The organism is Thermus sp., assembly GCF_040290245.1.
In the GTDB taxonomy this organism is placed as follows: Bacteria; Deinococcota; Deinococci; order Deinococcales; family Thermaceae; genus Thermus_A.
Genome location: NZ_PSMQ01000009.1, coordinates 29,956 through 39,949 on the forward strand (window position 1 = coordinate 29,956; position 9,994 = coordinate 39,949).

Annotated in this window: 10 protein-coding genes; 7 read left to right on the forward strand and 3 right to left on the reverse strand. The window is 67.0% G+C overall.

The window, feature by feature from the left end:
• Both C4301_RS02495 and C4301_RS02500 read right to left on the reverse strand, forming a co-directional pair.
• Positions 1–403, reverse strand: a 403-nt coding sequence (locus C4301_RS02495; RefSeq protein WP_352413554.1) for a heat shock protein transcriptional repressor HspR, incomplete at its 3' end; no start/stop codon positions are given.
• Between the two features lie 29 nt (positions 404–432).
• Complete coding sequence (locus tag C4301_RS02500; protein ID WP_352413543.1) at positions 433–1,203, reverse strand: IclR family transcriptional regulator; 771 nt, start codon at positions 1,201–1,203, stop codon at positions 433–435.
• Positions 1,204–1,299: 96 nt separating this feature from the next.
• Between C4301_RS02500 and aceB the strand changes: the two genes are divergently transcribed.
• From aceB to hemW, 6 genes are read left to right on the forward strand one after another with little or no spacing between them, the layout of a single operon-like run.
• Positions 1,300–2,862 carry a malate synthase A gene (aceB, locus tag C4301_RS02505; RefSeq protein WP_352413544.1) on the forward strand — a complete coding sequence of 521 codons (1,563 nt, stop codon included), beginning with the start codon at positions 1,300–1,302 and terminating at the stop codon, positions 2,860–2,862.
• A 6-nt stretch (positions 2,863–2,868) separates the two neighbouring features.
• The gene (locus tag C4301_RS02510; RefSeq protein ID WP_352413545.1) at positions 2,869–4,248 is read left to right on the forward strand and encodes an FAD-linked oxidase C-terminal domain-containing protein; all 1,380 of its coding nucleotides are present in this window, start codon (positions 2,869–2,871) and stop codon (positions 4,246–4,248) included.
• Positions 4,245–5,279, forward strand: a complete 1,035-nt coding sequence (locus C4301_RS02515) for an FAD-binding protein (RefSeq protein WP_352413546.1) — start codon at positions 4,245–4,247, stop codon at positions 5,277–5,279. The genes C4301_RS02510 and C4301_RS02515 overlap by 4 nt, the downstream gene beginning before the upstream one ends.
• Before the next feature lie 7 nt (positions 5,280–5,286).
• Complete coding sequence (locus C4301_RS02520) at positions 5,287–6,609, forward strand: (Fe-S)-binding protein (RefSeq protein ID WP_352413547.1); 1,323 nt, start codon at positions 5,287–5,289, stop codon at positions 6,607–6,609.
• A gap of 11 nt (positions 6,610–6,620) precedes the next feature.
• Complete coding sequence (locus C4301_RS02525; RefSeq protein ID WP_352413548.1) at positions 6,621–7,859, forward strand: glycerate kinase type-2 family protein; 1,239 nt, start codon at positions 6,621–6,623, stop codon at positions 7,857–7,859.
• Between the two features lie 29 nt (positions 7,860–7,888).
• Positions 7,889–8,992 (forward strand): radical SAM family heme chaperone HemW, encoded by a 1,104-nt coding sequence (hemW, locus tag C4301_RS02530; protein ID WP_352413555.1) that lies wholly within the window; start codon positions 7,889–7,891, stop codon positions 8,990–8,992.
• On the opposite strand, the gene C4301_RS02535 is transcribed toward hemW, so the two are convergent.
• A complete protein-coding gene (locus C4301_RS02535) occupies positions 8,989–9,378 on the reverse strand; it encodes an NADH-quinone oxidoreductase subunit 15 (protein ID WP_352413549.1) in 390 nt (129 codons plus the stop codon). The genes hemW and C4301_RS02535 overlap by 4 nt on opposite strands.
• 210 nt (positions 9,379–9,588) lie before the next feature.
• On the opposite strand from C4301_RS02535, the gene C4301_RS02540 reads away from it, so the two are divergent.
• Positions 9,589–9,994: ankyrin repeat domain-containing protein (locus C4301_RS02540; RefSeq protein ID WP_352413550.1), on the forward strand; the 406-nt coding region annotated here is incomplete at its 3' end.

Here is a 9,994-nt window from a genome sequence, read left to right on the forward strand (position 1 = left end):
CCGCCGCTACGCTGATCACGTACACCGGCCGGTCCTTGGGGTTTGGGGAGGAGGCATGGCCGGGGGCGGGAAGGGCCTTGGGGAGGTCCAAGGCCTCCAACTCTGCCCCGAGCTCCGCCTTGAGCCGGGCCACCTCGGCCTCGAACCGGGCCTGCAGGGCCTCGAGCTCCGAACGAAGCCGCATGATCTCCTCCACCCCCGCCAGGTTCACCCCAAGCTCCTGCGTCAGACGCCGGATCTCCCGAAGCCTCTCAATGTCCCGCTCCGAATAAAGCCGCGTCTTACCCCCAGACCGCCGCGGCTTGATCAAACCCTTCCGCTCGTACAGCCTGAGCGTCTGCGGATGCATCTCCACCAGCTCCGCCGCTACGCTGATCACGTACACCGGCCGGTCCTTCTCCATCCCTCCCCCCTGCCATAGGCTGACGCAGCTCACCTACTAAGCCCAGTATACTCCGGCCTGTATCCCAGGTGGAGAGAAACCTTAAGCGCCGCCTCCCGGACCTTTGGGGAAAGCTCGTGGGCGGCCGCCTCGGAAAGCCGGCTCGCGGGCGCGGAAAGGGAAAGGGCCGCCACCACCTCCCCCCCGGGTCCGAAGATGGGGGCGGCCACGCACCGTACCCCTAGCTCCCGTTCCTCGTTGTCCAGGGCATACCCCTGGGCCTTCACCCAGGCCAGTTCCTCGAAAAGGGCTTCTTTTTCCGTCTTGGTGTAGGGCGTGTAGGGCTTTAAAGAAAGCCCTTCGGGAACCTCCCCGTAGGCCAAAAACACCTTGCCCACGCCCGTGGCGTGAAGAGGGGCCCGGGTCCCAGGCGCGGTGAAGAGGCGGACCAGCTGGAGGCCTTCCACCTGGTCGACGTAAAGGGCCTCAAGGCCGCTTCGCACCGCCAGGTTGACGCTCTCTCCCGTCTGGTCGCGCAGCCAGACCATCCAGGGCCGGGCCGCTTCGGAAAGGCTTCTCGCCCGGTAAGCCTGGCCCACGGCGAAGGCCACCGGCCCCACCCGGTACCGCCCTCCTTTCTCCTCGGCGAACCCCGTGCGCACCAGGGTGGAAAGAAGACGGTAAAGGGTGCTCTTGGAAAGCCCCCCTTCCCGCGCCAGCTCCTTAAGGGTCTTCTCCCCGTCGGCCAGGTGCCTGAGCACCTCGAGGCCCCGCTCCAGGGTCCTTACGCCCATCGCTCCTTTGGACCGCGGCCTTGGCATGGGGGTAGGGTACCACGGGCGCCCCATTTTTTCAATAAATGAAAAACTATTCCGGTCATTGACAAAACCCTTCCGCCAGGGTAGGCTCGGGCCAGTATGAACGGGATGGAGATCCTCAAAGGCCACCCGCTTCTGGAGGAGGTCCTCACCCCTGAGGCCCAGGCCTTCCTGGTGGCCCTCCACCGGGAGTTCGAGCCCGTGCGGCAGGCCCTCCTCGAGCGGAGGCAGCGGCTTTGGAAGGCCTACCGGGGGGGTGATCGGCCCGGCTTCCTGCCCGAGACCGCCTTCGTCCGGGGGGGGAGCTGGCGGGTGGCGGAGGCCCCGCTGGACCTCTTGGACCGCCGGGTAGAGATCACGGGGCCCGTGGAGCGGAAGATGATCATCAACGCCTTAAACTCCGGGGCCAAGGTCTTCATGGCGGACTTCGAAGACGCCCTCTCCCCCACCTGGGACAACGTGATCCAGGGCCAGAAAAACCTCTATGACGCCATCCGCCGCCAGATCGACTTCGTCTCCCCGGAGGGGAAGGCCTACGCCCTTAAGGAAAGGACCGCCACCCTGGTGGTCCGGCCCCGGGGCTGGCACCTCTACGAAAAGCACGTCCGGGTGGACGGGGAACCCATCTCCGCAAGCCTCTTCGACTTCGGGCTTTACTTCTTCCACAACGCTAAGGAGCTGATCGCCCGGGGAAGCGGCCCCTACTTCTACCTGCCCAAGTTGGAAAGCCACCTCGAGGCCCGGCTTTGGAACCAGGTCTTCAACTTCGCCCAGGACTACCTGGGCCTCCCGCGGGGCAGCATCCGGGCCACCGTCCTTATCGAGACCATCCTCGCCGCCTTTGAGATGGAGGAGATCCTCTACGAACTCAAGGAGCACGCGGCAGGGCTCAACGCGGGCCGGTGGGACTACATCTTCAGCTGCATCAAAAAGTTCGCGGACTCCGCCCCCCTCTTCCCCGACCGGGCCCAGGTCACCATGACCGTCCCCTTCATGAAGGCCTACGCGGAGCTTCTGGTGAAGAGCTGCCACCTCCACGAGGCCCACGCCATCGGGGGGATGGCCGCCTTCATCCCCAGCCGCAAGGACCCCGGGGTGAACGAACGAGCCCTACAGCAGGTCCGCCTGGACAAGGAGCGGGAGGCAAGCCAGGGCTATGACGGGACCTGGGTGGCCCACCCGGACCTCGTCCCCGTGGCCATGGAGGTCTTTGACCGCTACCTAGGGGAAAACCCGCACCAGAAGCATGTGAAGCGGCTGGACGTCAACGTGACCGCGGAGGATCTTTTGGACTTCAGCGTGCCCGGCGGGAAGATCACGGAGGCGGGCCTCCGGAATAACCTCAGCGTGGCCCTTCAGTACCTGAACCAGTGGCTTTTGGGCAACGGGGCGGCGGCCATCTTCAACCTCATGGAGGACGCGGCCACCGCGGAGATCGCCCGGGCCCAGCTTTGGCAGTGGGTGCACCGAAAGGCCACCCTCGAGGACGGCCGAACCGTGACGGAGGAGCTTTACCAGAAGGTCAAGGGGGAGGAGCTGGAAAAGCTTGGGGGCCGGGAAAAGGGGCGCTACTCTGAGGCGGAGGTGATCCTGGACCGGCTCGTCCTCTCCGAGGAGTTCCCGGAGTTCCTCACCACCATCGCCTACGAGTATATAGACTGAGGAAAGATGGACCCGTTGAAGGCCCTCCAGACCCTCTATCCTCCCTCGAGGCTCCTTTCCCGCCCCGCGGAGCTCCTCCCCTACGAGTCCGACGCCCTCACCGCCTACCGGGCCCGCCCTTTGGCGGTGGTCCTCCCCGAGACCGAGGAGGAGGTCGTCGAGACCGTGCGCCTCTGCCACCGCCTCGGCCTCCCCTTCGTGGCCCGGGGCTCGGGGACCAGCCTCTCCGGGGGCTCCCTCCCCGTGGAAGGGGGGATCGTCATCGCCCTGAACCGGCTGAACCGCATCCTGCGGATCGACCCCCTGAAGCGGATCGCGGTGGTGGAGCCCGGGGTGGTGAACCTGGACGTCTCCAAGGCCGCCCAGCCCTACGGGCTCTACTACGCCCCAGACCCCAGCAGCCAGCCCGTCTCCACCATCGGGGGAAACCTGGCCTTCAATTCCGGCGGGGCCCACTGCCTCAGGTACGGGATGACCGTGAACCATGTCCTGGGGGCCAGGGTGGTCCTCCCCACGGGGGAGGTGGTGAGCCTGGGCGGGGAGGGCCTCGAGGGGGTGGGCCCCGATCTTTTGGGGCTCTTCGTAGGCTCGGAGGGGCTTTTGGGCATCGCGCTCCAGATCACCCTCCGGCTCCTTCCCAGGCCCGAGAAGTACCACACCCTCCTCGCCGCCTACGAGGCCCTGGACCAGGCCGGGGAGGCGGTGAGCCGGGTGATCGGCTCGGGGCTTCTTCCCGGGGCCATGGAGATCATGGACCGGCTGGCCATTGAGGCGGCCTCCGCCGCGGTGGGGGCGGACTACCCCCAGGCGGAGGCTTTGCTCATCGTGGAGCTCGAGGGGGAGGCCCTGGAGGTGGAGAGGGAGGCCCAGGTCCTGGAGGAGGTCATCGCCCAAAGCGGGGCCTACGAGGTCCGGGTGGCGAAGACGGAAGAGGAGCGGCAGAGGATCTGGAAGGGGCGCAAGGCCGCCTTCAGCGCGGTCGGGCGCCTCTCCCCGGACTACCTGGTCCAAGACGGGGTGGTCCCGAGAAGCCGCCTGGGGGAGGCCCTGAAGGAGATCCAGCGCCTGTCCGAGCGGTACGGCCTCCGGGTGGCGAACGTCTTCCACGCGGGGGACGGTAACCTCCACCCCCTGGTCCTCTACGACGGGAAAAAGCCCGGGGAACTGGAAAGGGCCGAGGCCTTGGCGGGGGAGATCCTCAGGCTCTGCATCCGCCTCGGGGGGTCGATCACGGGGGAGCACGGGGTGGGGATGGAGAAGAAGGCCTACCTGGCGGAGATGTTTTCCCCGGAGGACCTCGAGGCCATGGAACGGGTGCGGCTCGAGGTGGACCCCGGTCTGCTCGCCAACCGGGGGAAGGTCTTTCCGGGCCAGGGGGGTGGATGAGCCCAAAGACCGTGGAGGAAGTTCAGGAGGCCGTGCGGACCAGGCCGAGGCTCAGGGTCCGGGCGGGGGGAACCAAGCCCGCCTTGAGCACGCCCCAAGGGGCTGCCCCCTGGCCAGAGGAGGTCTTGGACCTCTCTGGCCTCCGGGGGGTCTTGGAGTACGAGCCGGAGGAGTTCGTCTTCACCGCCTTGGCCGGTACGCCGGTGAAGGAGGTGGAGGCCCTTCTCAAGGCCCACGGCCAGCACCTCCCCTTCCACCCCCCCTTCGCCCGGGAGGGGGCCACCTTGGGGGGGACGGTGGCGGCGGGGCTTTCCGGCCCGCTCCGGCACCGATTCGGGGGGGTGCGGGACTTCCTCCTGGGGGTGCGGTTTGTGGATGGGACGGGGAGGCTGGTCAAAGCGGGGGGAAAGGTGGTGAAAAATGCGGCGGGGTTTGGCTTCCACCGCCTGATGGTGGGGTCCTTGGGGGCGTTTGGGGTGATGGTGGCCCTCTCCTTCAAGGTCTTCCCCTACCCCAAGGCCACCCAAACGCTGAGGCTGGCCCTGGGCCGCCTGGAGGAGGCCCTGGAGAAGATGGAGCGCCTTCTCTTTTTTGACCTCATGGCCCTGGACCTCGAGCCCCCCGCCACGCTTCTCCTCCGGCTGGGCGGGTTTCCCGAAAGCCTCCCCCGGCGGGTGGAAAGGCTCAGGGCCCTTCTAAAAGGGGGCGAGGTCCTGGAGGAGGACGAGGCCTACTGGGAGGAGGCCAGAAGCCTGCCCTACGGCCCCCTGCTGGTGAAGATTCCCGCCAAGCTCCCGGAGATCCCCCGGCTCGAGGCCCTCCTTTCAGGCCCTAGGCGGTACATCGCGGGCGGGGAGGCCCTCTACGCAGGGGTGGAGCCAAAGGAGCGGGACCGCCTCAAGGCCCTGGGCATCCCCCACCTGGTCCTGAAGGGGGCGGTGTCCGATCCCCTCTTCCCACCCCCCCAGGACGCCTTCTTCCTCAGGGTCAAAAAGGCCCTAGACCCTAGAGGCCGGTTTCCCCTAAGCTAGGAGGAGGATGCAGCACAAGATCCCCGTCGAAGCCTTGGGCCAGGTGGGCGAGGCGATGGCCCACGCCATAGAGGCCTGCGTCCACTGCGGTTTCTGCCTTCCCGCCTGCCCCACCTACCAGGTCCTCCAGGAGGAGATGGACTCCCCCAGGGGCCGGATCTACCTGATGAAGACGGTCCTGGAAGGGGAGGTTGCCCTCGAGGAGGCTTTGCCCTATCTGGACCGGTGCCTGGCCTGCCAGGCCTGCGTCACCGCCTGCCCGAGCGGGGTGGCCTACGGAGAGCTCATCGCCGCCTTCCGCCTTCACACCGAGGAAAAGCGCCATCGCTCCCCCTTTGAGGAGGTCTACCGCTTAGGCCTCCTTAAGACCCTCCCCTACCCTGGGCGCCTCCGGCCCCTGGCGGAGCTTGGGGTGCGCCTTAGGCCCCTCCTTAGGCCCCTGCCCCTGCCCAAGGCCCTAAAGGCCCCCCTCGAGCTCCTGCCCGAGGCCCTTCCCAAGGTTGCTTCCCGAAGGGAACACCGAGAGGAGGCCTACCAGGAGGTCTACCCCGCCAAAGGGGAGCAGAGGGCCCGGGTGGGCCTTCTCCTAGGCTGCGCCCAGCGGGTGCTCCGGCCCTCCATCAACCGGGCCACCCTCCGGGTATTGCAGGAGAACGGCGTGGAGGTGGTCCTCCCCGAGGACCAAGGCTGCTGCGGCGCTTTGAACCTTCACGCGGGGGACAAGGAAGGGGCCAGGCGCCTGGCCCTGAGGACGATGCGGGCGTTTGAGGAGGTGGAGGTGGTCCTCTCCAACGCCGCCGGGTGCGGCTCGGGGATGAAGGAGTACCCCCTCCTCTTCCTGGGGGAAAAGGAGGAGGAAGAAGCCCGTACCTTTGCCAAGAGGGTAAAGGACCTTTCCTTCTTCCTGGACGAGCTGGGCTTCCTCCCCCCTCCCCCGCCCCCTAGCCCCCTCAAGGTGGCCTACCAGGACGCCTGCCACCTTCTGCACGCGCAGAAGGTCAAGGACCCCCCCAGGCGGCTTTTAAAGGCCGCGGGGGTGGAGGTGCTAGAGCCCAAGGAGCCGGAGCTTTGCTGTGGAAGCGCGGGCACCTATAACCTCTTCCAGCCGGAGATCGCAGAAGCCCTTGGGCGGCGCAAGGCGGAGAACCTCAAGGCCACCGAGCCCGACCTGGTGGTCACGGGCAACATCGGCTGCCAGACCCAGATCCAGCGGTACATCGGCCAGGTTCCCGTCTTGCACCTCGCCGAACTCCTGGAGCTCCTCTACGAAGGCCAGGACCCCAAGGCTCTTTCCCCGCCAGGGGAGCATCAAGGGGCCACGAAGGCCTGAGCGCGCCAGAAATGGTCCCTTACCGAAACCGAGAGGCCCTCCTCCAGGAAGCCTTCTTCCAAGCCCTAAGGGCGGCCGACCCCTACCGCCTCACCCTCAGGCACCTACCCCCCTGGCGGCCCGACCTGGTGCTGGCGGTGGGCAAAGGGGGGGCCTCCATGCTCAAGGCCGCCCTGGACCGCTATGGGGAGGTGGCCTACCACCTCACCCTTCCCAAGGGGCAGGACCCCTTGGGCCTAAGGGCCCGCTTCGCCGCACACCCGGTGCCGGATGGGGAAAGCCTGAAGGCGGCGGAGGAGGTCTTGGAGCTCCTGAAGGGGCTTTCTTCCAAAGCCCGCCTCCTCGCCCTGGTCTCCGGGGGCGGAAGCGCCCTCTGGTGCGCCCCTTGGGGGATAGACCTCGAGGAGAAACGGGCCCTTACGGAGGCCCTCCTGAGAAGCGGGGCCAGCATCCGGGAGATCAACGCCGTCCGCAAGCACCTCTCCCGGATTAAGGGGGGAAGGGGGCTTCTGGCCACAGGGGCCAGGCTCCACGCCCTCCTCCTTTCCGATGTCCCGGGGGACGACCCCAGCGTCATCGCCTCGGGCCCCTTTCACCCCGATTCCAGCACCTACGGGGAGGCCCTGGCTGTGCTGGACCGCTACCGCCTGGACTTCCCTAGGGCCAGGGCCTTCCTGGAGCGGGGGGCAAGGGGGGAGGTTCCCGAGACCCTAAAGCCCCAAGACCCCGCCCTAAAAAGGCTCTCCTACCGGATCGTGGGCAGCAATCTTCACCTCCTCCGGGCGGCTTGGCGGTTCCTAAAGGATGAGGGGCACCGGGCGGTGGTCCTCTCCGACCGCTTCGGGGGCGAGGCGAGGAGCCTGGCCCGCTTCCACGCCGAACTCATAGGGGGCATCCGCGCCCACGGGGTGCCCTTCCGAAAGCCCCTTTTCCTCCTCTCCGGGGGGGAGGCCCAGGTGCGGGTGGCGGGCAAGGGAAAAGGGGGGCGGAACCTGGAGTTCCTCCTCGCCCTTTACGCCCACCTCGAAGCCCCCCTGTACGCCCTGGCCGCGGACTCGGACGGCCTGGATGGGAATAGCGGCGTAGCAGGGGCCCTCCTCACCCCGGGGGTCTGGCGGATGGGCCTGGACCCAGGGCCCTTCCTGGAGGAGAACAATAGCCTCGGCTTCTTCGCCCAGGCGGGCACCCTTATCCAGACCGGCCCCACGGGGACCAATCTGAACGACTTCCGCCTCCTCTATGTAGACTGAGAGGCGTCGAAATGGCCAACCTCCCCGCGGTGAGCAGCCTTTACGTTCACGTCCCCTTCTGCCCCACCCTCTGCCCCTACTGCGACTTCCACGTGGTCCGGCGGGGGCCGGGCTGGGTGGAGGCCTACTTGGCCCGCCTAAGGGAGGAGGCGGCCATCCTTCACGAAGCCCACCCAGACCCCTTAAAGACCCTCTACTTCGGGGGCGGCACGCCCAGCTTCCTCAGGGACCGGGAGCTTGTGGCCCTTTTCCAGGCCCTCCCTTGGGGCCTCAGGCCGGGGGCAGAGGTGACCCTCGAGGCCAACCCCGGGACCTTGAACCGAGAACGCCTTCGGCTCCTTAAGGACCTGGGGGTGAACCGGCTCTCCTTGGGGGTGCAGAGCTTCCAAGACCCCGTCCTCAAGTTTCTGGGCCGGGCCCACGGGCGAAAGGGGGCCTTAAGGGCGGTGGAGCTGGCTTTGGAGGAGGGGTTTCGCGTCTCTTTGGACCTCATCTTGGGCCTGCCCATGCAAAACGTGGACCAGGACCTAAAGGAGGCCGCCTCCCTCGAGGTGGGGCATGTCTCCGCCTACACCCTGCAGGTGGAGCCGGGCACCCCCTTTGCCCTCCTGGGGGTGGAGGTGGACCCGGACAAGGAGGCGGAGGCGTTTCTTAGGGCCGAGGAGGTCCTGGGCCAGGCGGGGTTTGTGCGTTACGAGGTCTCCAACTTCGCACGGGACAAGGAGGAGGCCCAGCATAACCTGGTCTACTGGCGGGCGGGGTTCTGGCTGGCCCTGGGGCCTTCCGCCACCGCCCACCTCCCCGCCCAAGCCCCCCTCTACGCCCGCCGCACCCAGAACCCTCCCCTGCCCCGCTGGCTCCGGGAGGAACCGCCCTCGGAGGAGGCCATCCCCCCTTTGGAGCACGCCAAGGAGAGCCTTATGCTGGGCCTCCGCCTGAGGGAGGGGGTGGAGGTCAAGGCGGTGGAGGCCAGGACGGGCCTTTCCCTCTGGCCCCGCCTGGAGGGGGTGGCCCAGGCGCTCATCGCCGAGGGGCTGCTCCTTAGAGAGGGCTCGCGCCTCAAGCCCACCCCTCGAGGCCTCGTCCTCCTCCACGGGGTGGTCCTGAGGCTCTGGGGGGCCCTGGAGGCCTAGGCCAAGGCCAAAGCCTGCCGGGCCCGGTCGGCCAGGGCAAAAAAGCGCTCTTTGGTAAGGGGGATCCTCCCCGTGACCAGGCCTTTTCCGGGTTCATAGTGGGCGTGGAGGTGGATATGGGCCCGGGGCAGGCGGAGGCCGATCCGCTTCAGCTGGGCGTGCCGAGGGGAGACCTCGGCCAGGAGGAAGGGCTCCCCCAAGGCATCGGATAAGGAGGCGGTCATGATGGTGGTGGGAAGGTCGTAGGGCCGCTCCATGCGGTAGATGAAGTCGGGGAAGTCGGCCTCCTTTTCAAAGCGCACGCCCTTCTCCTTCGCGTAGGCCCGCATCCAGGAGAGAAGCTCCACCCAGGCCTCATACAGCGCCTTCTCGTGCTCGTAACCCATGGGGACCATTCTACAATAATGAGGATGGTGTGGAAGGGGCTATAGTGCCCCGCATCTTTAATGCGGGGGTACATGGACCCCTTCCACCAATCCCGCAGAGGTTGTATGATGGGAACAAAAACGGCCCGGCAGTGTTTGCGCACTCCGAGCCCGGAATCACCTGAAAGGGAGGTGACGCAGAAACCTATGTTGAAAACCCTGCAAGTGCTAATGACAACCCTCATGCTGGCCGGCCTGGCCCTGGCCAACCCGCTGCTCGAGGAGAAGTTCTGGAAGACGGCCACCCCTGCGGATGTGGAGCAGGCCATCCAGCAGGGGGCCAAGGTGGATGCTCGAGACAAGGACGACCAGACTCCCCTGCACCTGGCCGCGGCTTTCAGCCAGAGCCCCGAGGTCCTCAGCGTCCTGGTTGCGGCTATAAAGGAGTCGGCCTTCTTTTTTAGGGTAGATACAACCGATAGGACCGGGAGAACCCCTCTGCACCTGGCCGCGGCGAACAACCCCAACCCCAAGGTCCTCGAGGCGCTGCTGGAGCTGGGGGCGAACCTCGAGGCTACAGATGAGAACGGCTGGACCCCCCTGCACTTTGCCGCAGCTTTCAACCCCAACCCCGAGG

Bases quoted from the DNA above. Each gene is read 5' to 3' on its own strand.
- C4301_RS02500 (WP_352413543.1), bottom strand. From the start codon at position 1,203: ATGCCAAGGCCGCGGTCCAAAGGAGCGATGGGCGTAAGGACCCTGGAG.
- C4301_RS02525 (WP_352413548.1), top strand. From the start codon at position 6,621: ATGGTCCCTTACCGAAACCGAGAGGCCCTCCTCCAGGAAGCCTTCTTC.
- C4301_RS02520 (WP_352413547.1), top strand. From the start codon at position 5,287: ATGCAGCACAAGATCCCCGTCGAAGCCTTGGGCCAGGTGGGCGAGGCG.
- C4301_RS02515 (WP_352413546.1), top strand. From the start codon at position 4,245: ATGAGCCCAAAGACCGTGGAGGAAGTTCAGGAGGCCGTGCGGACCAGG.
- C4301_RS02510 (WP_352413545.1), top strand. From the start codon at position 2,869: ATGGACCCGTTGAAGGCCCTCCAGACCCTCTATCCTCCCTCGAGGCTC.
- C4301_RS02535 (WP_352413549.1), bottom strand. From the start codon at position 9,378: ATGGGTTACGAGCACGAGAAGGCGCTGTATGAGGCCTGGGTGGAGCTT.
- aceB (WP_352413544.1), top strand. From the start codon at position 1,300: ATGAACGGGATGGAGATCCTCAAAGGCCACCCGCTTCTGGAGGAGGTC.